Origin of the sequence: Baekduia sp., from assembly GCF_035318805.1 — a bacterium.
Lineage (GTDB): Bacteria > Actinomycetota > Thermoleophilia > Solirubrobacterales > Solirubrobacteraceae > Baekduia.
This window is the reverse complement of sequence record NZ_DATHDY010000112.1, coordinates 11915-36857: the sequence shown is the minus strand read 5'-3', so window position 1 is coordinate 36857 and position 24943 is coordinate 11915. Positions and strand designations below refer to the sequence as shown.

Here is a 24943-nt window from a genome sequence, read left to right as displayed (position 1 = left end):
GCCGATCGCTAGCGCCGATATGCGCCGATACTGGCGTCAATCGAGCTGAATCCGCGGAGCTCCCAAACAGCTGGGCGCCCTGCAGCCCTCGGGCATTCCGGCCTATTGCCCTGATCGCCTTCGTCCTTCCCGCGAGAGGTCGCAGGTTCGAAACCCGCCGCGCCCATCCTGGAAGGCCGGGAAGGCCTTGCATTTGCGGGGCCTTCTGCGTTTGGGCGTCCAAGCTCGCGGAGGCGAAATTCCCTGCTTTGGCCGAAACGTTGGCCGAAACTCGGGTCATGGGGTGAGCGTATCGCCGCTGGCTCGGGCTTTGGCGCGGCGGTACCGACAGCCAAATGGGAGCGGCTCCAGCCAAGACTAGGACCGCCGACGCCGCACGCGATCGGCGATGTGTACGGCGTAGGCCGCCTGCTCCCTCCTCGCCCTTCGGTCGGCGATCAGAGGCGACACGGCGCCAGCCATTCCAAGCGCCGCCGCGGCGAAGCCGAGCGGACCGACTACGGCCCCGAGCCCGAGGCCTGCGACGCCGGCCGCCGCGGGCCCTGCCAGCTTCCAGATCTGGTCCCGCCGGATCGTCCGTTCTAGCTGCGCGGCGTCTTCGCGCAGCTGCGCGGCGATCTCGACAGCGGCCGTTTGGCCAGAAGGTCCTGCAGCAGCAGCCATGCCGCGTCGCACGGTTCGTCTGAGCGCTTCGACGAGCTCGTCCTCGGCAGCGATGCGAACCAGCGTGTCCGGATCAGCTGTGGGCAGCATTGGCACGTCAGCCCAGATCAGGTGCTGGGGCGTGGCGGCGTCACGACCAAGCCGACCGAGCAGACGCGCGTCGAAGAGTGACGTTGCGAGTAGCTGGCCGCCAAGCGTCTCGGCGACGGCAAGATCGAAGTTGAGTTGCTGGATTCGATGCGCGGCCACCTGTCGCCGCACCTGAGCGATCCACGGCTTGTAGTCGTAGGCGGGGTCGTACCGACGCCGGAGCATGCTCGTCGTGAACCTGCCATCGTCATTGGCTTCGTCGATCCGAGCGTGAAAGAACATCTCCCCCAGGTCGTGCGCGTCGAGGGCATTGACGAAGACCACCTCGCGCTCGGTCGGGCCACTGATCTGCAGCTGCGACATCACCCAAACCACGAAGGCCTCCTGGGCGAGGCTCTCGTCGGTCGTCGCGTAGGCCTCCTCCGCGACCAGCACCTCAGCCGCTTCCTCGGGTACCAGCGCCACCGCTCCGGCTTGCAGCAGCGGGCGAAGTTGTGCCTCTGCGGCGAGGCCCTCGGCTGCACCGGCGAGACGCCCTCTCTCGGGACAGTCGAGGAAGTGTGCCGCCACGCGGTCGGCGACCAAGTAGTGGTCAGCCCACAGGAGCGTCTGCCCGGCCAGCCGTCGGGCGTCGCCGCTCCGCGCCCACAACGCAGTGGGCGCGTCGACGAGCGTCGCGTCATGTCGCAGTCGATCCAGGGTCGACTTCGCCGCGCGGAAGATGACGCCGAGAAGCTCCTCGTGAGCCTCCGGACTGAAGTCGGCGAGCCGCGATCTCAGGTATGTGACGTCCTCGGAGCCCAGGCCGAGGGCGTCTATCCCGCCCACGCGCTCCGCGGCGATTTCCTTGAGCGTTAACGGCGGTGCGCCGACCGCCGCCTCAGCAAGCGTCTGCGAGAACGCGTTGATCCTGCGAGGTCGTTGCTCAGGCTCGGACGACGGGGCATTGATCGGCGCGCCGCGGAGGTTTCGCATCATGTCCTGGATCGCCTCGGGAGCGAGCGCAGTATCTGGAGCGATCCAGATCGAACCGTCCTCGGGGTCGTCGCTGGGGAGCGCCGCGCCCGGACCGAACTGCGGTCCGCGTCCATGACACGACTTGTACTTGTTCATACTGCCGCACCAGCACGGATCGTTTCGGCCTGGGGATACGAGCAGCTCATCCACAACGCGATAGTGGCATGCACCGGACCGGAAGGCCGACCCACCAGGGCGGCCTCTGTCCAACGCGTTTCTCTGACAGACACGCCACCAACGACGCCAGCGAGCCAGCCGGAGATCGGAGTTGCCATCCTGGCGGCGCTATAGAACTGGCGCCGTGTCCAAGGCCTCGACCCTGCGAAGCGATCTCCGCCGGCACGACCCGTTGGATGTCGCCGCCGGGTGCGCTGCGCTCAGCATGTCGGCCGAGAACTGGGCTTCGGCTCCTAGCCTCCACGCGCTGTGCTCCTACGTTCTCCAGCACGATCACCAGGACGGACGCACGCGGGTCGACGGGAACCGATGGAGCCGTTGGGTCCGTGACCTTCCATCGATAGCGCCGGCCGGCCAGTGGGACCCGCCCGAAGGACTCTGGACACAGCCGGCGCAGTTCCACGGAGGCTCGTATCTACTCGCGGCCGGCGGCGAACCCGGCGTAGTGCCCGGGCTCCAGGTCCTCCTCGACGCGATCGCGCTCGGTGTCTGGCGGGATGAAGCTGCCGCGTTCCAGAGACGCGCTCTGGACCTGGCGCAGGCCGTACTTTTGCTCGGCGACAGCTTGTGCAGCGCGGCAGAGCTGACACGCTATGCGGTCGCTGGTCCGCAGCATCCGCTTGCCGTTCCGCCCGCTGACGAACTAGCTGAGCTCTCGTCGCACTGCTCGCTTCAGCGCCGAGAGCTCGAGCGGATCCTCGGTTGTTCTGCGAGCGTGTTGGACCCCCTCGTTCACGACCTCGCAGAAGGGCCGCTTCCGCCCGAAACGCAGCGACAGGATCCGCTTGAGCGAACGCCGATCCTCCGGCGCGACGACCGGTACGTGATCGCGTGGCCACACGCTCTGTCAGTCGCCGCGACCCACTCGTTGATAGCGATGGCAATCGACGCAGATGTCGAGCGGACCCTCGGCGAGGTCATCACAGCGCGCGCGGTGTCCCATGTCGCGGCGGGCGCGCAGCGGATGGACTGGCACCCCGTTCGCGAGATCGCTCCTTCTCAGGACACGCCTGCGCACAGCCTCGTGTTCTCGATCGACCGGGACAAACTTGCCCACGTCGTCGTGGTTGCCGACGACCTCGACGAGTACGACACGAACGATCCCCGCGGGCAATGGTCACCGAACCTCGCCCCGTCGGGCCTACTCGCGCGTCTGACCGCGGTCGAGCAGATGTACACCTACGGCGCGAACAACGCCCGCGCCAACGGATTCCTGCACGTCGTGCTCCTGGCCGGAGTTGGTCGCTCCATGGTCTTTGGACTGCCGGACCTGCCGACACCCTGCGACTCGCCCAAGCTCATCATCACCGGCGAATCCTTCAACACGATCTCGATGCTGGGCCCGGACCAGCTCGACCTCCTGAAGTTCGCCCGAGCCGGCGACCGACTCCGCCGATCCACGCGGGTGATGGCGTTCGACACAATCGACGAGTACGAGATGTGGCGCGGCAACAGCCGCTCGTTCTACCTCGACGACGAGGCGCGACCGACATTCGTCTCGGTCGATCCGAGTTACGGTCGGGCGATCCGAGAAGAGGTCGCGCGAACGACCGACGTCCACGCAGTCCGGACTCCAGATGACGCCGTCGAGCAGGTCGCGCTGCTCCACGCGGACCGGGACATCCCGATCTACGTCCCGTTCCTCGGCGATCCCGAACGGCCACGACTGGTCGTGGAGTTGGCGTCGGGTGCCTGGTGGGTCCTCGGCGAGAAGGCGTTCTCCAACAGCGCCCACCGGTTCGCCAGCGTCGCGATGGTCGACTGCATCGCCTATTGGCTCTGGCAGGTCGGACCCTCCCTGCCAGAGTGCGTGTGGCTCAACGACGACATGCTGACGATCGACGTCGTCATCTCTGATCCCGATCAATGGGCGCCCTTGGCCGTCCCCGGTGCGAGCGGTCCCGTTGCGCGAGTCGAGGTCAGCGGCGAACGCACAGCGACGGTGACGGTACTCCCCGCGATGGCCGCGCGCATGGACGCACCGGACAACGCCGCGGAGCGCGAGTTGATGGAGGGTGTCCTCCGCGCCATCTCCCAACTCGACCGCGAGGAAGGAGGATCTGGACTCGACGACGGTGAGGTAGAAGCCGCCATCGACCGCCACGCCCCTTTGGGTCCCAAGAAGAAGATCAACGTCTTCCAGACCGGAGACCGACCCCCGCTCCGCGAGGGGACCCTTCCCCGGATGCGTCTCCGGCAAGATCCTGACGTCAGCGACGCGCTCGACGAGATGTCCGCCGTGCTGCTGCCCCAGCTCGCCGCACCGGTCGGCCCCCTAAAGCGAGATGCGCGCGTCCCTGCGCTCAACGCCGCGGTGGCGATCCACTTCGACCGCCTGACATCGACCGTCGCCGAGCTGGACCCGGCCGGTCTGTTGGAGGGGCTCGTCATCCGCCATGAAGCGCTCGTCCACCGCAACGCGTTGCAGGAGCGCACCCTCGGCTCACGCATAGCCTGCTTCGCAGAGACCAAGTTGTTAGAGGACATGATCGAAGAGCTGCCTGAGGTCAACTCAACCGCGGTCTCCCTCCGCTTCCTGATCGAGTACGTCGCGACGTGTCCGCCCGCCGGGCTTCGCCCCATGTCGATCGACGTCCTCGATCGGCTCACCGCCCACGCCGGAGAGATCGTCAATCGAGGGATGATCTCCGACGTCCTGAACTATGAGCTCGACGACTTCGACGTGAGCGTCCTCGGCTCGGAACGTCTCGGCGTGAGCCGCGATGGCGCCTACCACGCCGGCCAACAGAGCTACCTGCGGGCGCGAGTACCGGTCATCGCACGTCAGACCGCCGCGTCGTTCGCCTCGCACTGGGACCGCCGATCAGGCGAGCGCCCCGCCTTCGCGGATGCGGCAGACGTCGCGGCCGAGGCAGAGTTCGGATTTACCCTGACCGAGCTGGGGCACTTCTTCGCCGAACTCGTCAACGCCGCGCAGATCCGCAGCGAGGATGTGGCGGTCGAACGCCGATGTTCGCTTGCGGCCGAACTGGTGGCGGCACTGCAGTGGAACCCCGACCGCGTGGAGCAAGCGCTGGACCTCCTCACGCTCGCTCCGCGCTCAGCATTCCTCAAGCCACCCAAGCCGTTTACAAGCAACGACGTCTACCCGTGGCTGTTCAACCGCGGTCTCTCCTACCTCCGCAAACCGCTGCTCTTGCGCCGGACGGAGGGCGAGCCAGAAATCGTCTGGGGCATGCGACAGGCATGGGTGGCCGGTGGATACCTGTTTCAGCTTGTCACGACCGAACGACTCAGGGCGCGCACATTGCCAATGAAGCAGTTCATGTCGCAGTTGCGCCAGACGGAGACCGCAGCGTTCAACGATCGCGTGGCCGACCTCTGTCGGGCCCGTGGCCTAACCACCCGGACCGGCGTCTTCAAGGTCGGCTCGGAACAGCTCGTCCGGACGCTCGCGGACGGACGCACCGAGGCGATCGGTGACATCGATGTCCTGGCGGCGGATCTGGCACAGCGGCATCTCCTAATCCTCGAGTGCAAGGACTTGGACGGCGCGCGCACCCCGAGCGAACTCAAGAACGAGATCGACTACACCTTCGCCCACGGGCGCACCAAGAAATCCAAGCTCGCGATCCATATCGAACGCATCGCCTGGGTCCGGCACCACCTCGCGGCAGTCATCGAATGGCTCGGAGGCGAAGCGGCCTCTGCCGACGACTGGACGATCGACGGCCGCTTGATCACCGACATCGAGGTCCTGGCCCCTCATGTCCTCGGCGCGTCGCCCATCCCGGTCATGTCCTTCGAATCGCTGAGGGCCGACCTCGCGCCGACGCGGTATAGCTCTGACGAGTGCTGAGTTCAACCGCCACATCACCAAGTCGCGCAGCCACCTGCGACTCGTCCGCGACCACGACTGGAGCAGCACCCTCACGGTTCCGATGGCCCCCACCACCAGGACCGGCACACACCTGCATTCTGCGAATGCACCCGAGGGGGATCCGGCCGTCTCGTCGACAAAGGGGCGTGCTCTCCATCGGCAAAGTGGGCGGCGGCGCGGGTGATCCGCGCTACTACATCGACAACGTCGCCACCGGCAAGGACGACTACTACACCGGCGACGGCGAGGCCCAAGGGCAGTGGGAAGGCCGCGGCGCCCAAGGTCGAGGCCTGACCGGCGGCGTCGAGGACGAGCAGTTCCTCAATCTCCTCACCGAGCCCAGCACGACCGCCACCAGACCGAAGACCGTCTTGGCCTATGACTTGACGTTCTCCGCCCCGAAGTCGGTCTCGGTCGTCTACGGCATCGGTGACCGAACCGTCTCCCCCGTCGTCCGAGACGCACATGACGAGGCGGTCCGAGAAGCGCTCGGCTATCTCGAACGCCACGCCGCCTGGACGCGCCGCGGTGCGGACGGCAGGAATCTGCTCCGCGGCGACGGCCTCACGGTCGCGGCGTTCCGTCATCGGACCTCGCGTGCCGGCGATCCGCAGTTGCACACCCACGCCGTCGTTTCCAACGCGACCAACGCTGAGGGCCGGGAGACCGCGCTCGACGGGCGCGCCCTCTACGCCCATCAGCGCACCGCTGGCTTACTCTACCAGGCGGCGCTGCGCAGGAGCCTCACCGAGAAGCTTGGCGTCGAATGGGAGCCGGTTCGCAACGGCGCCGCCGAGATCAGCGGCATCGACGACCACGTGCTCAAGCATTTCTCCCGCCGCAGCCAGGAGATCCGAGAACGCCTCGCCCAACTGGGCGCTCGGTCGGCTCGCGCAGCGGAGGTCGCCGCGTTGGAGACCCGCCGGGCCAAGGACTACAACGTGCCGACCGACCGGCTCCGACAGGAGTGGCGCGCCCGCGCGGCAGAGCTCGGCCTCGATCGTCGTGCGCTCGATCTCGTCCTCGATCGCCGGACTCCCGGCCCGGCGCTCCAGCCGGACCTTCGCGCCGTTGCCGAACACCTGGGCGCGCCCGGCGGGATCACCGAGAACGCGTCGACCTTCGACCGCCGCGACGTCCTCCGTGACTGGGCCGAGGCACACCGCGAGGGTGCAAGAGTCGAGCGGCTCGAAGCCCTGGCCGACCGCTGGCTGGCGTCCCCGCACGCCATCCAGCTTGAACAGGACGGGAGCCGACCGCAGCTCGGTGGCACCCGGTACTCGACGCCCGAGATGATGGCGATTGAGGACCGAGTCGTGACCGATGCCGCTCGCCGTCAGGGCACGGGAGTCGCCCAGCTGGATGAGGCCAGGGTTGACGATCGGCTCGCGACCCGGAGCGATGTCGCCGACGAGCAGGCCGCGATGGCGCGTTCGCTGACGACCTCCGGCGATGGCGTGCAGGTCGTACGGGCGGCGGCGGGCACCGGGAAGACGCGAGGCCTCACCGCCGCGCGAGACGCTTGGGAAGCCGACGGAGTGCGCGTCTTCGGGTGCGCGCTGGCCGCGCGAGCTGCCGTCGAGATGGAATCGCTCGCGGGCATCGACAGCACGACGATCGCCCGGCTGCTCGTCGACATCGACCAAGGCAATGGCCTTGCTCCGTGTTCGGTGCTGGTCGTCGACGAGGCTGGCATGGTCGGCTCGCGCACGATCGACCGGCTCGCACAGCACGCCGCCGACACGGAGTCCAAGCTCGTCCTGGTCGGCGACGACCGCCAGCTTCCGGAGATCGATGCCGGGGGCGCGTTCCGCCGACTCGCGCGAGACCTCGGAGCGATCGAGCTGCACCAGGTCCATCGCCAGGCAGAGGCGTGGGATCGCGCGGCTCTCGCGCAACTGCGCCAGGGCGAGGTCCAGGCAAGGAGCGAGGCGTATCGCGATCACGGGCGCCTCGTCGCCCGGCCGACCGCCGACGAGCTGCGTGCGACGTTGGTCGAGGACTGGTGGGAGGCGGCCCGTCGACCCGATGCCGGTGACGCGGTCATGATCGCCCACCGGCGTTCTGACGTCGCCGATCTCAACGGGCTGGCGCGCGAGCGCATGTACCGCGACGGCCGACTCGGCGAGGAGGAGCTGACGACCGACAGGCGAGCGTTCGCGGTCGGCGACCGCGTGATCGCGCGTCGCAACGACCGTCGGGCGGGCGTCGTCAACGGCACCCGCGCTGAAGTTGTTGGTGTTGACCTGGAGCGCCGGACGGTCTCGTTGCGCACGGCGGACGGGAGCGGACGCGACCTCGACGCGTCCTATCTGGACGATGGCTGGCTTGACCATGCCTATGCCTTGACCGCACACGCCGCCCAGGGCGCGACGGTCGACCGCTCGTTCGTCCTGGGCTCCGACGAGCTCTACCGCGAATGGGGCTACACCGCGCTGAGCCGTCATCGCGCCGAGGCTCGCTTCTACGTCGTCTCCCCCGGCTCGGTCGAACGTGCACTGCCCGGCCTCGAACCCGATCGGGACGCGGTGGCCGACGACGTGGTCGCGATGCTCTCGCCTAGCCGCCGCAAGGAGCTCGCGCTCGATGTCGCCCACCGGGCCGTGGGCGGTCGAGCCCAGCAGGTCCGCGACGGCGCCCAGCGGGAGATCGAAGCGGCTCGACGACGGATCGAAGCGATGCGAGCCGAGCAGGCCGAACTTGGACGCCTGCGGCGCTCGCGCCGCGCGGCGATCGAGAAGGACATCGCACGGCAGGAAGAAGCGCTGGAGCGGTGGTCGAGCCGGGCCGAGACGATCGCCGCGTCTCCCGATCTGAACGTGTCAGCTCTGAGCGTCGATCACGAAGCGCCGGCCCGGATCGACCCTGCCGATGCCCGCGTTGCTGTGCTTGACCCGGACATGCCGTCTCGCCGCGGGCTGGGCGGTCGTCCCGCGTCCTTCCGTGCCCGCGAGGCGTGGGCGCGCGAGGCGGTGGCGCTGCTCGGGCGCGACGCACCAGCCGCGGCTCCGTCTCTTGAGCCCGCCGGTCTTGACGACGTCGGACTCGATCTCTGAGGTTCCACCCGACGAGTTATGCATCGGCGACTGGGGCCGAGCCGGCACGCCGCGCGCCGTCCCCGTGGGACGCACGCGCGAGGTGTCGGCGTGGGTCGAATCAGCCCGGAAGCCCGTGGTTCTGAACGTGCTCGGAGCCCATCAGCGTCTCGCTCCAGGCCGACGCGGCAGAGATCGCGTCGCGAAGCTCCTCGGGCGTAGCGTCGCCGTCGCGCGTGAACCGCCGCAGTACCGAGACGAGCTGCTCGGCGGCTTCGGCGGTCGCTCCGCGAATCGCGGGTGCCAGCAGCCAGGTCGGGCCCGACACCACGACGCGGCCCTGCTCGTTGGCCTTGGTCGCGGCGAGCTGATCCAGCATCGCCGTCACCGTCGCCAGGATGTTGTCGGGACCGGGGCGGCCATCGCTTGCCGTGGTCTGCACGGCCGGGCTCGTCGCCGCGTCGTCGGCGACCGCCGCCCGGTGACCGAGCTCCTCCTTCAGGCCGACGATCTCGCGCTCGCGCAGGCGCAACGTCAGCGACGCGGGGTTGCCCGTTCCGGTGACCTTCATCGCCGGGCCTCCGTCGCGTCGAGGTCGTCGGTCAACGGCCGGCCGCCGAGGCGGTTAGGCGCAAATGCCGGATTGGGCATGTCGCGCAGATAGTCAGGGACGACGACAACGTCGCCCCGGGACGGGATAGCGTCCGGGCTGCTCATGGAGGTAGTGCTCCTTGGGCCATGCCCCCGGCCGTTCGCGCGGCGCGGGGGCGCTTTTTCAGTTGTCGGAGAGAGACCTCTCCGAACCCTGTAGGACCCGAGGACCGGGAACTCGCCCCCGGCGGGTTCGAGAGCGGACGTGGCGCTCCGCTCCGTCCGGCGCGCAGGTAGCGTTTCCACCGACAACTGAGTCCCAAAACGAGACCACGCCCGCCCGCCGAGCCGTCTCCTTAAGCACGAAAACCCCCTGGCGAGAGGGGTCTTCGTAGTAGCGGGGGCAGGATTCGAACCTGCGACCTTCGGGTTATGAGCCCGACGAGCTACCAGACTGCTCCACCCCGCGGCGGACAGCGAACTATAGCTGAACGGGGTCGGACGGACCCGGCATGGTGTTAACGGCCTGACGCCTGGGAGCGGCGGAGGCAGGTCACCGCCAGCCAGCGCCCGGGAACGTCCGTGCGGGCCAGTGGAAAGGCGAGGTCGCCTGAGATCGCCCACAGTGGCGCGGGGCGATCGGTCACCGCCCATCCCGGAGGCCACCGCGTCACGTCGGCCGACTCCAAGGCCTCCATCAGCGAACGGGCGACCTCGTCGATCCCCGGCACCCGCACCGGCATCCGCTCGCGGTAGCGCGCCACGCAGTGCGCGCTCGGCACGATCTCGGGCGCCTCGGGGTCGCCGGTGCGCGCCGTGCCGATGAACATGCCCGGGAGCGTAGGGCCCGCGGGCGCTCGCGGCCGCGTCGCCGCGGCATGGCAGCATCACGGATCCCATGGCCCACGTCTTCGTCACCCGCGCCCTGGCCGGCGACGCCCTCGACCGGCTGGCGGCCGCCGGTCACGACGTCGACGTGTGGGAGGACAACCTGCCGCCCCACCCCACCGAGCTGCGTGAGCGCACGGCCAACGCGCAGGGCCTGCTGACGATGCTCAGCGACCGCGTCGACCAGCAGCTCCTCGATGCCGCCACCGGCCTGCGGGCGATCGCCAACTACGCCGTCGGCTCCGACAACATCGACCTGGAGGCTGCCGCCCGGCGCGACATCCAGGTCGGAGTCACCCCGGACGTCCTCACCGACGCCACCGCCGACCTCGCCTTCGCCCTCCTGCTCGCCGCCGCCCGCCGCATCGTCGAGGCCAACGCCGCGGTGCAGAGCGGCCGCTGGCGCACCTGGGAGGCCCGGGGCTGGCTCGGCGCCGACGTCCACGGCGCGACGCTCGTCATCGTCGGCCCCGGGCGCATCGGGCGGGCCGTCGCCGACCGCGCCGCCGGCTTCGCGATGAACGTCATCACGGTCGGTCGCGACGACGACCTCCACCAAGCCCTACAACAAGCCGACTTCGTCTCCCTGCACGCGCCGCTGACGCCGCAGACCCGCCACGTCATCGACGCCGCGGCCCTCGCCGCGATGAAGCCTACCGCGATCCTCGTCAACACCGGTCGCGGCGGCCTCGTCGACCAGGGGGCGCTCAGGAGCGCCCTCGAGGACCACCGGCTCGCCGGCGCCGCGCTCGACGTCACCGACCCCGAGCCGCTCCCCGCCGACGACCCGCTGCTGACCGCGCCCAACCTCCTCGTCGTCCCGCACATCGGCTCGGCCACCACCACCGCCCGCTCCCGCATGGCGGCGATGGCCGTCGACAACCTCCTCGCAGGCCTCGACGGGCGCCCGATGCCCCACCCGGCCTGAGTACGCCGATGCGCCGCGCGGTCGTCGACATCGGGACCAACTCGACCCGCCTGCTGATCGCCGACGTCGCGCCGGACGGCACGATCACCGAGCTCGAGCGCCGCACGACGATCACGCGCCTCGGCCAGGGCGTCGACCACACCGCCACGCTCGCGCCCGAGGCGATGGACCGCGTCTTCGCCGCCCTCGCCGCCTACCGGGACGACATCGACGCCCACGACGTCACGGCCACCACCGCCGTCCTCACCAGCGCCGTCCGCGACGCCCGCAACGGCGCCGCGTTCACGCAGGAGGTCCGCGACCGCTTCGGCCTCGACGCCCACACGATCACGGGCGACGAGGAGGCGCGGCTCACCTTCCGCGGCGCCACCAGCGACCGCCCGGGTGACCACCGCCGTCTCGTCGTCCTCGACGTCGGCGGCGGCTCCACCGAGCTCGTCGTCGGCCACGATCGACAGGTCGACTTCCACGTCTCGACCCAGGCCGGCGTCGTCCGCCAGACCGAGCGGTTCCTGCGCGGCGATCCGCCCCGGTCCAGCGAGCTGCAGGCCCTCGCCGCCGAGGCGCAGGAGATCTTCACCGCCACCGTGCCGCCCGAGATCCGCAACGGCGTCGAGGCCGGCATCGCCGTGGCCGGCACCGCCACCTCGGCCGCGGCGATCCTCCAGGAGCTCGATCCCTACGACCCCGCGCGCGTCCATGGCTTCCGCCTCCTGCGCGCGCAGCTCGAGATGCTCCTGCCCCGGCTCGCCGGGATGACCGAGGCTCGACGGCGAGAGGTCATCGGCCTGCACCCCGACCGGGCGCCGGCGATCGTCGCCGGCCTCGTGCTCCTGATCGAGGCGATGCGCGCGTTTCGCCTCGACGAGGTCGAGGTCTCCGAGCACGACATCCTGCGGGGAGCGGCGCTGGACCGGCCCGCCGCCTCCGCCTGATGCCCTGCAACTCGCTGCACTGCTCCTGCTGATGCACTCGCACGGGCGTCCGGCCCGTGTCCCCGAGCACGCGTCGGGACAGTTGGCGGCGGGACGGGCGAGGGCTGAGGAGCGCGCCCGCCCCGGCCGCTTACGACCCGGGTTGGACGTTGCCCGATGGACTGCGTCTCCCCGTCTGCCGCACGGCAGGTTGTACCTCGCATCCCCACTTCTCGGAACGCACCTGGACGGGTGTCTGATTGTGGGTGGTTCGAGCCCCCCGGATACTGCTGGGTGTCGGGTCGAAGGGTGTACGTGCCGAACAGGCTCGTTCTCCTGCCGTCTCGGCACATAGGTCCGAACGAAGCCGCATCGAATCGGCGCCTCCCGCCGTTCGGGCCTAACAATCAGGCCCCCGCATGGCACGTACCCCTGCCCGTCCTGTCGGGGCCGAGTTTGGAAGCCGCCTCTCGTAGGCGGCTTCCGACTTTCTGGTGGCCTATCAGCGCACCGGAAAGTACTGCCCTTCTTCTTGCCGAAGAACGGTCCATCGGCCCGCCTATGCCAGGTTCGATTTGCGCGGATAGATGACGTCGGGATCCGTGAGCACGTTGACGAGTGCCGGCGCGCCCGCTTCGAACGCGCGTGCCAGCGCCGGCTTGAGATCCTCCGGCGTGCGGACCAGCTCGCCGTGGCCGCCCAGCGCCTCGACGACCTGGTCGTAGCGCGTCTCCGGACGCAGCTCGGCGGCCACCGAGTACCCGTACAGGAACTCCATCGGGTGCTTCTCCAGCGCCCAGATGCCGTTGTTGCCCATCACCGCGACGATGTTCACGCCGTGGCGCGCGAGCGTGTCGAACTCCATGCCGCTGAAGCCGAAGGCGCCGTCGCCGACGAGCAGGACGACCTGGCGGTCGGGATGCGCCAGCTTGGCGGCCAGCGCGTAGCCGGGGCCGGTGCCGAGGCAGCCGAACGGGCCCGGGTCGAGCCAGCAGCCGGGCTCGTAGGTGTCGATCACGCGGCCGGCGTAGGACACGAAGTCGCCGCCGTCGCCGATGACGATCGCGTTGCGGTCGAGCATCTCGCCGAGCTCGCGGTACAGCCGCATCGGGTGCAGCGGCGCGCGGCCGTCGTCGAGCTCGGCGCGTTCGGCCTCGCGCTTCTCGGTCTCCTTGCCGCGCAGGTGCGCGACCCAGTCGCCGGTGTCACGGCCGTCGCCGATCAGCGCGCGCAGCGTCGCGTCGATCCCGCCGTACAGCTCGGCGGCGACCGGGCGGGGATGCACCCGGACCGGCTCGGCCCGGTCGACCGCCACGATCTCGGTGTCCTCGCCGAACGAGCCGCCGAACCCGAGGCGGAAGTCCATGGGCACGCCGATGACCAGCGCGAGGTCGGCGCCCTTCAGGCCCTCCCCGCGCGCTCGCGAGAAGAACAGCGGATGGTCGGCCGGCACGCAGCCGCGCGCCTGGCCGTTGAGGTAGACCGGGATCCCCCGGCGCTCGGCCAGCTCCAGCAGCGCGACCTCGCCGCGGCCCCAGTACAGGTTCGTGCCGGCCATGATCACCGGCCGCTCGGCGCGGTCCAGCAGCGCGCGCACGCGCTCGACGCCCTCGGCGACCGGCTCGGAGCGCGGGTCGTGCAGCGCGCCTTCGATACCCGTGTCCTCGCCCTCGGAGAAGACGTGGTCCATCGGGAAGTCCAGGAACGTCGGGCCGGAGTGGGGGCGCATCGCGGCGGCGAGCGCGTCGTCGACCAGCTGCGGGATCTCGTCGGGCGACGCGGCCGTGGCGGCCGTCTTGGTCAGCGGCGCCACGAACGGCACGTGGTCGATCTCCTGCAGCGAGCCCATGCCCCAGCGCATCGCCGGCGCGCGGCCGCCGAGCACGAGCATCGGCGAGCCTGACTGCTGCGCCGAGGCGATCGCGCTCATCCCGTTGGTCACGCCCGGACCCGCGGTCAGCGCCGCGACGCCCGGCTCGCGCGTCACCTTCGCCCAGCCCTCGCCGGCGAACGCCGCGGCCGACTCGTGGCGGACGTCGACGATGTCGATGCCCTCGGCCCGGCAACCGTCGTAGATGGAGAAGATGTGGCCGCCCGACAGCGTGAACAGCTTCGTCACGCCGTGGGCCTTCAACCGCCGGGCGATCAGCCGGCCGCCGTGCAGCCGCGTGGCCGCTTCCGTCTCGATGCTCATGGACACCATCCTCGCGTACGACGCACCGTCAGGTCTTCAGAGGCTTCCTCCAAGACGCACCCGACCGGGTGTCACGAGCAGACATGCGGGTTGCGCCCCCGGGTCAGGAGCGTAGAACTGGTGGGAACGCACCGAGGAGAGTGAGGAGTCCCGTGGACGATCGTCTCGAGAAGGATCCGCCGGCGGAGGAGGAGAGCCTCCCGACGCGCCGCTTCAAGGCCCTGGCCGACGAGCAGGACGCGGTCTATCCGATGCTGGCGCCCGCCGCGGCGGCCGCGCTCGGCCAGGAGGACGCGTTCGACGAGCAGATCCTCGCGGGCCTCGTGAACGTCTGAGCCTCAGATGACCGCGGCGTGCGAGCCTCTGGGCGAGCACCCGCAGCGAAACTCGCCCCCTGGGCGAGGCTTCGCCTAGATCGCCCGGAGCGCCGACCGGCTGGCCGCGGCGGCCAGCGGGGCGTGGAGCGCGACGCGCGTCTTCTTGCCCTTCAGCGCGGCCTCGCCGCGCGCGACGAACCCACCGTGCTCGTTCTCCAGCCGGTCGAGCGTCGCCTCGGTCAGCAGCACGTCGTCGCCGGTGAGGCGGGTCGCCTCCTCGACGCGCGCGGCCGTGTTGACCACGTCGCCGATCACGGTGAACTCGACGCGCCCGCCGCCGCCGATCGTGCCGGCGACGACGTGGCCGGAGTTCAGCCCGATGCCGATGCGCAACCGCTCGCCGTAGTGCTCGCGCACGCGTTGGGCGATGTCGAGCGCGGCGGCGACCGCGCGGTCGGCGTGGTCTGTCAGCTTCTCCGGCGCGCCGAAGACGCCGAGCAGGCCGTCGCCGACGAATTTGTTGGCGTTGCCGCCGTGGCGGACGAGCACGGGGACGATCAGCTCGTAGAGCTCGTTGAGCCGGGCGACCGCCTCGCGGGGGCCCTCCCGCTCCGCGAACCCGGTGAAGCCGCGGATGTCGAGGAAGAGGATCGTCACCTCGACCTCCTCGCCCTCCAGCGACGTGCCCTCGTTGAGCACGCGCTCGGCGACGTCGGGGTCGACGAAGGCGCCGAACGCCTCGCGCAGCCGCTCGCGCTCCGCGAGCCCCGACACCATCTGGTTGAACGACCCGGCCAAGCGCCCAGTCTCGTCGGAGCCGAGCACCGGCACGCGCACCGAGAAGTCGCCCTGGGCGACCCGCGCGGTCCCGTGCTGGAGATCCTGGATCGGCTGCAGGACCGAGCGCAGCAGCAGCAGCGACAGCTCGAGCGAGACGGTGAACGCGACGCCGATGGTCACCAGGACGCCGAAGCCGAGCTGGCCGAGGCCCGCGTCCTGCGGCGAGGCGAAGCCGACGACGGTGACGCCGCTGACGATGTTGATCGCCGGCAGCGCGATCAGCAGCTTCCACTTCAGCGGGACGCTGATGCGCGCCACGCCGGGGCCGTCGGGAAGATCGCAGGAGACCTCCTCGAGCACCGGGCGCAGCACGAGCTCCAGCCCGAAGAAGCGCAGGAACACGCTGTAGAGCAGGACGACCGAGCAGCCCGCCGCGAGGATGAAGAACGAGGGCCAGAACGGCGCGTCGAGCTCGACGGTCAGGAACGCCGCGATCGGGACCACGTTGAGGACGAACGGCACCGCCCGGCCCCAGCGCACGAAGGCGAGCGGCATTCCGGCCAGCGCACGCCACGCCTCGGCCGCCGCGTGCGCCGAGCGGTCGCCCTTCAGCCACGCGTCCGCGGGGCGCAGCATCCGCCAGACCACGCCGATCGCCAGCGCGTTCTCGACGAGCACCGCGACCTCGGCCACCGCGAGGATCCGCCAGAGCTGCGCCCGGCTCAGGTCCACATACAGGTCCAGCAGCCACACCCCGCCGGCGACCACGAGGAAAGCAACCTGGAACAGCAGCGCGATGGCGACCCGCGGATAACGGGGGCCGAAGCGGCGAAAAGCCCAGTTGAGCAGGGTGCGCTGCACGGTCTCGATCCTGACGCAGCGAACGTCTATGCGCCACTTGCAGGACGCCGAAAGGCGCCCTGCCGGGCTGGCATCGCACCACATCCGAGCGTGAGGGCGCCGTTGCACCGGCGTCCGGAGACGGACGGAGTCGTTGAGCCGCCCGATCCACCGGCCGGCGTTCCAACGCGCGTCCATCTCAGCCAAAAAACGGCGCGTCCGGGTGCGGACGCGAGTATGCTCTGAGGTGGCTGAGGGCTCCGTCCCCAATCGATGCGGTCTCACGGGAGGCAGCCATTCCCTCCGTTCCACCCCCCAAGCGGCACCCGTACAACCAGTGGGCGCCGGACGCGCGCGCACTCGACCTCGTGGGCGACAAGTGGACGTTGCTGATCGTCCGCGACCTGGTCGCCGGGCCGCGCCGATTCGTCGAGCTTCAGCGGGTCCTTCCGGGGATCTCCACCGAGCAGCTGCGGTCGCGCCTGAATCGCATGGTCGCCGACGGCCTGCTCACTCGCCAGCGCTACCGCGAGGTCCCGCCCCGCGTCGACTACGAGCTCACCGAGCGCGCCCGGGACCTGCTCCCGGTCGTCGGAGCGCTCGCCCGCTGGGGCTCCCGGTGGGCCTGGTCGCCCCCGCGCCCCGACGAGTCCGTCGACATCGGCGCGATCCTGCGCAGCGTGCCGGGCCTGACGATGCCCGAGGACGTCGACGGCATGGTCGAGGTCACGGTCGTCCGCCGCGCGGGCGACATGAAACGCTACGTGCTGACGTCGCGTCACGGCCACGTCGACCTGGCGGAGCGGTCGGCCCCCGAGGCCGACGCGCGGATCGCCGGACCGGAGCGCGCCTGGGTCGAGGCCCTGGGCCCCGACGCGTCCCGTACGGAGCTGGAGGTCACGGGCGACCGCGACATCGCCGACGCGTTCCTCGACGCGCTGGCGCCCGGCGCGGTCCGCGACGCGCCAGTCGCCTAGCGCGCGTCCCGGACGTGGGACTACCCGGCTCGGAAGCCCGAGCCGGGATGCCCGGGGAGGGACTCGAACCCCCATGCCCTTGCGGGCAGCCGGGTTTAAGCCGGCCGTGTCTGACCAGTTCCACCACCCGGGCGCGGCCTTGCGGAGCCTAGCCGCCGGTTTGGCACACTGTCGCCGAACCGCAACTTCGCGGCTCGCCCGCCGTTTCAACGTACGGCGAGCTCGCACCCCGCCGAACACGCGTGGAAGCCTCCGCACTCAGACACTCCGGGGCCGCCGGTCTCCGTGGCCCCACACCGCTGCTGCGCCTGCAGGGCGACGAGCGCTTGGTCGTGCTCACCCGGCGCGGCAACCAGGCGGCCTACGAGGCCCTCGTCGCGCGCTACCAGTCGCGGCTGCTCGCGTTCTGCCGGCACATGCTGCCGTCCCGCGAGGACGCCGAGGACGTCCTGCAGGAGGTCTTCGCCGCCGCGTTCAACGCGATGCTGTCCGACGACCGCCCGATCAACGTCCGGCCGTGGCTGTACCGGATCGCCCGCAACCGCTGCCTGAACCACCTGCGCAAGCAGACCGCGATCGGCGTGGACTCGATGGACGTCCACCTCGCCGACCACGGCACCACGACGGCTGACAAGGTCGACGACCGCGAGGACTTCCGCCAGCTCGTCGCGGACGTGCAGACGCTGGCCGAGACCCAGCGCACCGCGCTGCTGCTGCGCGAGATCGACGCGCTGAGCTACGAGCAGATCGCCGAGGCGATGGAGACCACCGTCCCGTCGGTCAAGTCGCTGCTCGTCCGAGCGCGCGTCTCGCTGGCCGAGGCCGCCGAGGCCCGGCGCCTGACGTGCGAAGAGGTCCGCGGCGAGCTCGGCGAGTGGGCCGAGGGCCTGACGCGCGTGAGCGCGCCCGTGCGCCGCCACGTGCGCAGCTGCACGCGCTGTGCGGCGTTCAAGAAGCAGCTCAAGCAGACCAACAAGGCGCTGGCCGCGGTGTTCCCGGTCGGGCCCCTCCTGCTCTTCAAGAAGTTCCTGCTGGCTCAGGGCGCCGGTGGCGCGGCCGCCGGCGGCGCCGCGGCGACCGGTGGCGCGACGGTCGGCGGCGCGACCGCCGGCTCGGCGCTGTCGGCCGGCGTCGGGGCCGTGGCGACGAAGACCGCCGCCGGCCTGGCCGCCGTGGCGATCGTCACGACGGGCGCGGTCGAGGTGGACCACGTCAAGCACCGCCGCCTGGACCGCCAGGCCGCGGCGGCCGTGCAGGTCGCCCCGGTGCGCGCCGTGATGCCGCCGGTCGCGCCCGCTCCCACGGCCGTGCGCTCCACGCCGCAGCCCTCTCCGGCCGTCGAGCCCGCCGGCTCCCGCGCGGCGGCGAAGGCCAAGGCCGCCGACCGCCCGGCCGCTGCGCCGTCCTCGGCCGTCCCGGCCGTGACCGACACGGCGAGCGCCACGACGCCGGCCTCGACCACGGTGCCCGCGACGCCGCAGGAGGGCTACGACAACACCCGCCTGCCCGACCAGCCCGTTCCGGCCGGAAGCACCGCGCCGGCCGTCAGCGCGCCGCTGGCCGCGGTCGCGCCGGCGCCACCCGAGGCGTCTCAGCCGCCCCCCGCGGCCGGCCCGGCGCCGTCGGAGAGCACGCCGCCGCCGGCCGACCCGGCGCCGTCACCCGGCGCGCCGTCCACGGCCGATCCGGCGCCCGCCGATCCCGCGCCCCCGGCCGACGCGCCGGCGACCACGCCCGCCGCGTCCTCCACCGCGCCCGCGGGCCCGGTCACTCCGTAGGCGCGCGCACGCGGCCGGACCGCGGCCCGCTCAGGGGCGCTCGGTGCCGAACCGGAACGAGCGCAGCGAGGTCTTCAGCCCGCCGTTCTTGCCGACGTCGTCGGCGCGGACGATCGCCGGCGAGCGCTTGGCCAGCACCCAGATGTCGGCGCCCCGGCGCGCGGTGACGCTCGGCAGCAGGAGGACGCGGCGGCCGTAGCCGAGGGCGCCGTCGGAGCGCCGGTACTGGAAGACGATCTCGTAGCCCTGCTGCTTGTTGATGTTCGCGCGGCCGTCGGTGCGCCAGCGGAACTCGGGGAACTGGCGCTCCATCGCGGCCTGCTGCTGGGCGGCGTAGAGCGGCAGGAACCCCGCGGCGTCGCCCCGGTAGGCCGGCAGCGTCAGCTCGCGGACGGAGAACGACTGCTCCCTGGATCCCACGCGCGCCAGCTCGCCCGCGGCGGGCTGCTCCTTGGAGAACGGCGCGCGGTAGACGAAGTTGAAGGCGACCGGCGCGCGGACGATGACGGCGCGCTTGGCGTTGACGCCGCCGCCGCGCAGCAGGAGCGCCCAGAGCACGAGCAGCACGACGAGCGCGCCCAGCGCGGCGAGCCCGACCTGGACGGGGCGCGGCAGCCGGCGCACGCGCGGCCCGAGCAGCTCTGGCAGCGTCGGACCGAACTCGGGGCGGACGGCGGACATCGACGCAGCAGTCTAGGCGGCGACGACGGCCGCCGAGGCGCTCGTGACCAGCGCGCGCGGCAGGTCGGCCGGGTCGACGCCGGCGAGCTGCGGGTGGTCGAGGTCGATGGCGATCGTCGCCGGCTCGCTGCCGTCGAGGCCGAGGCTGGCGCGGCCGTTGGCGACGAGCTCGGCCCACAGGTCGCCGTAGGCCGAGAGCAGGCCGAAGCGGGTCTGGCGCTCGCGGCGCGCGCCGGTCTCCAGCTCGCGGGCCTCCTCGAACGGGTCGACGCGCACCTGCGAGTCCGAGCCGATCGCGAGGCGCACGCCCGCGTCGCGGTAGGCCATCGCGGGCAGGTAGCCGTCGCCGAGGTTGCCCTCGGTCGTCGGGCAGGAGACGACGATGGAGCGCGACGCCGCGAGCAGCTCGACGTCGCGCTCGCTCACGTGAATGCCGTGGACGATGCTCGTCCGCTCGCCGAGGAAGCCGGTCCGGTCCAGCAGCTCGATCGGCGTGCAGCCGTGCTCGGCGCGGCACTCCTCCAGCTCACGGCGCTGCTCGTGGGCGTGGACGTGGCGGACGAGGCCGTGCGCGTCGGCGTACGCGGCGATGGCCGCAAGCCACGGGGCGGGCACGGCGCGGACGCTGTGGGCGGCGATGCCGACGTGGACGCCGGCCCGGTGCTGGGCCCAGACGCGCAGGCGGTCCACGCGCTTCAGGAACGTCGCGACGTCGGGATCGCAGAAGCGCCGCTGGCCGGCCTGCGGCGGGCGGTCCGCTCCGTCCCAGCCGTCGCGGTGGTAGGCGGCGGGCAGCAGCACGATCTCCAGCCCGGCGGCCACCGCGGCCTCCGCGACGGCCAAGGCCATGGTGTTGCTCTCGGGGTACGGCGTGCCGTCGGGCCGATGGTGGACGTAGTGGAACTCGCCGACGGCGCCGTACCCCGCGGCGCGCATCTCGTCGTACAGCCGCTCGGCCCCCTCCGCCATCGACTCCGGCGTCTGCTCGCCCGCCAGCCGGAACATTTCGGTGCGCCACGACCAGAAGTCGTCCCGCGCATGCGCCGCGGGCGCCGGCCGCTCGCCCACGCCGCGCAGCCCGAGCTGGAACGCGTGGCTGTGGGCGTTGGGCATGGCCGGGACGTCGCGGCGGCGGCCGGAGGTCATACCAGCCCCTCCAGGGTGGAGAGGATCAGGGTCGCGGCGGCCGCGGCGTCGCCGAGGTCGACGTGCTCGGCGGCGGCGTGGCTGACGCCGGTCGGGTTGCGCACGAGGACCATCGCGGCCGGCAGGCGCGGGGCGAGCACGCCGGCGTCGTGGCCCGCCCAGCAGAGGACGTCGGGGCACGGCGCGTCGCCGGCGGCGGCCCGGAGGCGCGCGCGCAGGTCGCCGTCGAACGTCACGCCCGCGCCGCGGGACTCGACCGTCACGGCGATCGCGACGCCGGTGCCGGCGGCCAGCTCGGTCGCCCGGGCGTTCACCGCGGCGAGCCACGCGTCGAGCGCGGCCGGGTCCGCGGCGCGGGCGTCGAGCCAGACCGTGACGTGCGCGGGGATGCTCGTCAGCGCGTTGGGCGCCACCAGGATGCGGCCCGCGGTGCTGCGCATCGGCGGATCGGCGTCGACCGCGGCGCGCAGCTCGTCGGCGGCGACGACGAGGCGCGCGGCGGCGGCGAGCGCGTCGCGGCGGTCCTCGGGCGGCGTCGTGCCGGCATGGTCGGAGGCGCCGTCGAACGTGACCCGGGCGCGCAGGCGCGAGGCGAGCGCCGTGACGATCCCGGCGGGCGCGCCCTCGCCCGCCACGTCGCGCGACTGGTCGATGTGCAGCTCGACGAAGCCGCGCAGGTCGCCCAGCGCGGGGGGCGCGGCGGCCAGGCCATCGGGATCGATGCCGGCGTCGCGCAGGGCGGCGGCCAGCAGGACGCCGTCGTCGTCGCGGCGCCGGAGCACGTCCTCGACGTCGAGCGTCCCGGCCAGTGCGCGGCTGCCGAAGGTCGGCGTGTTGAAGCGCGCGCCCTCCTCGTCGGCGAACGAGACGACCGCGAGCGGGACCCTCGCCGCCGCGGCGATCGCGAACGCCGCGGCCACGCCGAGCGCGCCGTCGTAGGCGCCGCCGTCGCGGACGCTGTCGGTGTGCGAGCCGACCGCCCACCACGGACCCGGACGGTCCGGGACGGCCCAGCGGTTGCCGGCCGCGTCGCGCGAGACGATCAGCCCCAGGCCCGCCGCCTGCGCGGAGAACCAGGCGCCGGCCGCCGCGTCCTCCGGCGTCCAGGCCAGGCGGTTGGTGCCCGCCGCGCTCAGGCCGATGGAGCGCAGGCCGCTCAGCCGCGCCTCGAGGTCGGCGGCGGTGATCGCCGCCGCCGCGCTCACGCCGGCACCCGCCACGCCTGGTCGGGCCGGACGTGGACGACCTCGCCACCGGCGACGACCAGCGCGACCGGGTTGTGGCCCAGGCGGTAGGGCACGTGCTCGATCGGGGCGTCGAGGAGCACGACGTCGGCGCGCTTGCCGACCTCCAAGGACCCCAACTCGCCGTCGAGCCGCAGCACCCACGCCGCGTTGAGCGTGATGGCGGCCAGCGCCTCGCGCACGGTCCAGCGGTAGCGGCGCACGGCCAGGCCGACGATCAGCGGCAGCGACACGACCGGCGACGTGCCGGGGTTCGCGTCGGTGGCCAGCACGCCGATCGCCCCGGCGTCGGCCAGCGCCCGGCCCGGCGCGACGCGCTCGTCGCCCAGCAGCTCGGCGGCCGGCAGCAGCACGGCGGCGCACTCGGCGGCGGCCAGCGGCGCGAGGTCGTCGGGGTGCAGGCAGGCGAGGTGGTCGACCGAGCGCGCGCCGGCGGCCAGCGCGACGGGCACCGAGCGCATGGTCGAGAACTGCTCGACGTGCGCGCGCAGGTCGCGGCCGTTGGCCGCCGCGATCGCCCCCATGCGCTCGAGGTGCTCGAGCCCGAACGCCACCGACTCCACGTAGATGTCCAGCGCGGTCGCCACCGTCTGCGGCACGAGCGCCTCGACGGCGTCCATCCACCCGTCCGCGTCCCGGCCCGGCGGGACCGCGTGGGCCAGCAGCGCCGTCGAGGTCGTCGTCTGGACCACGCGCTCGCCGAGCTCGGCGGCCAGCGCCAGCGCGCGCAGCTCGCCGGCCTCGCTGAGCCCGTAGCCGGACTTGCCCTCGAACGTCGTGGTGCCGTGCGCGAGCATCTCGGCGGCCAGCAGCTCGGCCTGCTCGAGCACCTCCTCGTCGCCGGCGTCGGCGAACGCCCGCGCCGACGCCGCGATCCCGCCCCCCGCCCGCGCGATCTCCTCGTACGGCCGCCCCGCGACCTTCATCGCGTACTCGTCCGCGCGCCACCCGGCGAACGGCAGATGCGTGTGGGCGTCCACGAACCCTGGGACGATCGCGCAGCCCGAGGCGTCGATGCGCCTCACGCCCACGCCGGCCGCCGCGGCCTCGAACCCCACGATCCGCCCACCGTCGGCCACGACGTCGCCGGGCTCGACCCGCAGCTGCGCCGCGCGATCCAGCCGCAGATACGGCAACCCGTCCTCGGGCGGCCGCACGACCTGCGCGGCGCCCTCGATGCTCAGCGGCGTCACGCGGCGGGAGCGTCCAGCATCGGGATGTCCAGCCCGAGGCGCCGCGCGGCGTCCTGCGCCTCGGGATAGCCGGCGTCGACGTGACGGGCGACGCCCATGCCGGGATCGGCGGTCAGCACGCGGCGCACCCGCTCGGCGCCCTCGACGGTGCCGTCGGCCACCACCACCTGGCCGGCGTGGATCGACTTGCCCATCCCGACGCCGCCGCCCTGGTGGATCGACACCCACGACGCGCCGGTCGCGACGTTGATCATGGCGTTGAGCAGCGGCCAGTCGGCCACGGCGTCCGAGCCGTCGAGCATCGCCTCGGTCTCGCGCTCGGGCGAGGCGACCGAGCCCGCGTCGAGGTGGTCGCGCCCGATCACGATCGGCGCGCGCAGCTCGCCCGACGCCACCATCTCGTTGAACCGCAGCCCGGCCAGATGCCGCTCCCCGGCCCCGAGCCAGCAGATGCGCGCCGGCAGCCCCTGGAACCGGACGTGCTCCTGGGCCAGGCGGATCCAGCGCGCGATGTGCTCCTGGTCGCCGAAGAGCTCGAGGATCGCGGCGTCGGTGGCGTGGATGTCGGCGGGATCGCCCGACAGCGCGGCCCAGCGAAACGGCCCCTTGCCCTCGCAGAACAGCGGCCGGATGTAGGCCGGGACGAAGCCGGGGTAGGCGAACGCGTCGGCGTCGCCGTGCGCCGCAGCGAGGCCCCGCAGCGCGTTGCCGTAGTCGAACGCCTCGGCGCCCGCGGCCTGGAGGTCGCGGATCGCCGCGACGTGCCTCAGGGCGCTCTCCCCGACGCGTCGCAGGTACTCGTCCTGGTCGCGCGCGCGCAGCACGTCTGCCTGCTCGATCGTCAGCCCCGCCGGCAGGTAGCCGATCAGCGGGTCGTGCGCGCTGGTCTGGTCGGTGACGACGTCTACTGGCGCGCCGCGGCGCACGAGCTCGGGCAGCACCTCGGCGGCGTTGCCGAGCAGGCCGATCGACAGCGGCCGGCCCTCGGCGACCGCGGCGGCGCAGCGCGCCAGCGCGTCGTCGAGGTCGGCGGCGCGCTCGTCCAGGTAGCCCGTCTCGATCCGCCGCTCGATCCGGTGGCGGTCCACCTCGAGGCACAGCGCCACGCCGCCGTTCATCGTCACCGCCAGCGGCTGGGCGCCGCCCATCCCGCCCAGGCCCGCGGTGACGACGAGCCGCCCGGCGAGCGTGCCGCCGAAGCGCTTGCGCGCGACCGCGGCGAACGTCTCGTAGGTGCCCTGCAGGATCCCCTGGCTGCCGATGTAGATCCACGACCCGGCGGTCATCTGGCCGTACATCATCAGCCCGGCGGCGTCCAGCTTGCGGAAGTGCTCCCACGTCGCCCAGTCGCCGACGAGGTTGGAGTTGGCGATCAGCACGCGCGGCGCGCGGTCGTGCGTCTCGAAGACCGCGACCGGCTTGCCGGACTGCACGAGCAGCGTCTCGTCGCCGGCCAGCCGCAGGAGGACGTCCTTGATCGCCGCCAGCGACCGGTGGTCGCGCGCCGCCTTGCCGATGCCGCCGTAGACCACCAGCTGGTCGGGGTTCTCCGCGACGTCGGGATGGAGGTTGTTCTCCAGCATCCGCAGCGCGGCCTCCTGCTGCCATCCGCGGCAGCGCAGCGCCGGTCCGTGGGTCACCGACATCGG

General features: G+C 72.0%; 18 protein-coding genes and 2 tRNA genes. 7 read left to right on the top strand and 13 right to left on the bottom strand.

All coding sequences use genetic code 11. The features are described 5' to 3' along the window. Positions 1-357: 357 nt before the first annotated feature. Entirely contained in the window at positions 358-1920 is a 1563-nt protein-coding gene (locus VK501_RS22865) for an SEC-C domain-containing protein (protein ID WP_324341580.1), read from the bottom strand. Positions 1921-2071: 151 nt separating this feature from the next. Here VK501_RS22865 and VK501_RS22860 point away from each other — a divergent pair, with 151 nt between their 5' ends. Both VK501_RS22860 and mobF read left to right on the top strand, forming a co-directional pair. Then, a complete protein-coding gene (locus VK501_RS22860; RefSeq protein WP_324341578.1) occupies positions 2072-5767 on the top strand; it encodes a hypothetical protein in 3696 nt (1231 codons plus the stop codon). A 167-nt stretch (positions 5768-5934) separates the two neighbouring features. Beyond that, positions 5935-8844, top strand: coding sequence for a MobF family relaxase (mobF, locus tag VK501_RS22855; RefSeq protein ID WP_324341576.1), 2910 nt, complete (start codon positions 5935-5937; stop codon positions 8842-8844). A gap of 100 nt (positions 8845-8944) precedes the next feature. On the opposite strand, the gene VK501_RS22850 is transcribed toward mobF, so the two are convergent. The 4 genes from VK501_RS22850 to VK501_RS22835 form a co-directional block, all read right to left on the bottom strand. Further along, on the bottom strand, positions 8945-9394 hold the full coding sequence (locus VK501_RS22850) for a hypothetical protein (protein WP_324341574.1): 450 nt from the start codon (positions 9392-9394) through the stop codon (positions 8945-8947). Then, positions 9391-9540, bottom strand: a complete 150-nt coding sequence (locus VK501_RS22845) for a hypothetical protein (RefSeq protein ID WP_324341573.1) — start codon at positions 9538-9540, stop codon at positions 9391-9393. Before VK501_RS22845 ends, VK501_RS22850 begins: the two co-directional genes overlap by 4 nt. 269 nt (positions 9541-9809) lie before the next feature. After that, positions 9810-9883, bottom strand: a tRNA-Met gene (locus VK501_RS22840). Between the two features lie 49 nt (positions 9884-9932). Then, positions 9933-10244 carry a hypothetical protein gene (locus tag VK501_RS22835; protein WP_324341571.1) on the bottom strand — a complete coding sequence of 104 codons (312 nt, stop codon included), beginning with the start codon at positions 10242-10244 and terminating at the stop codon, positions 9933-9935. A 68-nt stretch (positions 10245-10312) separates the two neighbouring features. On the opposite strand from VK501_RS22835, the gene VK501_RS22830 reads away from it, so the two are divergent. Next, entirely contained in the window at positions 10313-11230 is a 918-nt protein-coding gene (locus VK501_RS22830; RefSeq protein WP_324341569.1) for a D-glycerate dehydrogenase, read from the top strand. Positions 11231-11238: 8 nt separating this feature from the next. After that, complete coding sequence (locus tag VK501_RS22825; RefSeq protein WP_324341567.1) at positions 11239-12165, top strand: Ppx/GppA family phosphatase; 927 nt, start codon at positions 11239-11241, stop codon at positions 12163-12165. A gap of 538 nt (positions 12166-12703) precedes the next feature. Here VK501_RS22825 and VK501_RS22820 read toward each other — a convergent pair. Beyond that, positions 12704-14338 (bottom strand): acetolactate synthase, encoded by a 1635-nt coding sequence (locus VK501_RS22820; RefSeq protein ID WP_324341565.1) that lies wholly within the window; start codon positions 14336-14338, stop codon positions 12704-12706. 152 nt (positions 14339-14490) lie between these two features. Here VK501_RS22820 and VK501_RS22815 point away from each other — a divergent pair, with 152 nt between their 5' ends. Continuing rightward, positions 14491-14673: a hypothetical protein gene (locus tag VK501_RS22815; protein ID WP_324341563.1), complete on the top strand. Its 183-nt coding sequence runs from the start codon at positions 14491-14493 to the stop codon at positions 14671-14673. 75 nt (positions 14674-14748) lie between these two features. Here VK501_RS22815 and VK501_RS22810 read toward each other — a convergent pair whose 3' ends face one another. Then, positions 14749-16296, bottom strand: coding sequence for an adenylate/guanylate cyclase domain-containing protein (locus tag VK501_RS22810; protein WP_324341561.1), 1548 nt, complete (start codon positions 16294-16296; stop codon positions 14749-14751). A 347-nt stretch (positions 16297-16643) separates the two neighbouring features. Here VK501_RS22810 and VK501_RS22805 point away from each other — a divergent pair, with 347 nt between their 5' ends. Next, a complete protein-coding gene (locus VK501_RS22805; protein ID WP_324341559.1) occupies positions 16644-17252 on the top strand; it encodes a helix-turn-helix domain-containing protein in 609 nt (202 codons plus the stop codon). 48 nt (positions 17253-17300) lie between these two features. Here VK501_RS22805 and VK501_RS22800 read toward each other — a convergent pair. Beyond that, positions 17301-17385: transfer RNA gene (locus VK501_RS22800), tRNA-Leu, on the bottom strand. A 109-nt stretch (positions 17386-17494) separates the two neighbouring features. Here VK501_RS22800 and VK501_RS22795 point away from each other — a divergent pair. After that, positions 17495-19030, top strand: a complete 1536-nt coding sequence (locus VK501_RS22795) for a sigma-70 family RNA polymerase sigma factor (protein WP_324341557.1) — start codon at positions 17495-17497, stop codon at positions 19028-19030. Positions 19031-19060: 30 nt separating this feature from the next. Here the strand turns inward: VK501_RS22795 and VK501_RS22790 are convergent, their stop codons facing one another. Genes VK501_RS22790 through hutU form a run of 5 tightly spaced genes read right to left on the bottom strand, consistent with a single transcriptional unit; the run spans position 19061 to position 24940 of the window. Then, on the bottom strand, positions 19061-19711 hold the full coding sequence (locus VK501_RS22790; protein ID WP_324341554.1) for a hypothetical protein: 651 nt from the start codon (positions 19709-19711) through the stop codon (positions 19061-19063). A 12-nt stretch (positions 19712-19723) separates the two neighbouring features. Next, positions 19724-20857, bottom strand: coding sequence for a formimidoylglutamate deiminase (locus VK501_RS22785; RefSeq protein WP_324341552.1), 1134 nt, complete (start codon positions 20855-20857; stop codon positions 19724-19726). After that, positions 20854-22062, bottom strand: a complete 1209-nt coding sequence (locus VK501_RS22780; protein ID WP_324341550.1) for a hydantoinase/carbamoylase family amidase — start codon at positions 22060-22062, stop codon at positions 20854-20856. The genes VK501_RS22785 and VK501_RS22780 overlap by 4 nt, the downstream gene beginning before the upstream one ends. Further along, complete coding sequence (gene hutI, locus VK501_RS22775) at positions 22059-23294, bottom strand: imidazolonepropionase (RefSeq protein WP_324341549.1); 1236 nt, start codon at positions 23292-23294, stop codon at positions 22059-22061. The genes VK501_RS22780 and hutI overlap by 4 nt, the downstream gene beginning before the upstream one ends. Then, a complete protein-coding gene (gene hutU, locus VK501_RS22770) occupies positions 23291-24940 on the bottom strand; it encodes a urocanate hydratase (RefSeq protein ID WP_324341547.1) in 1650 nt (549 codons plus the stop codon). Before hutU ends, hutI begins: the two co-directional genes overlap by 4 nt. Positions 24941-24943: the final 3 nt, after the last annotated feature.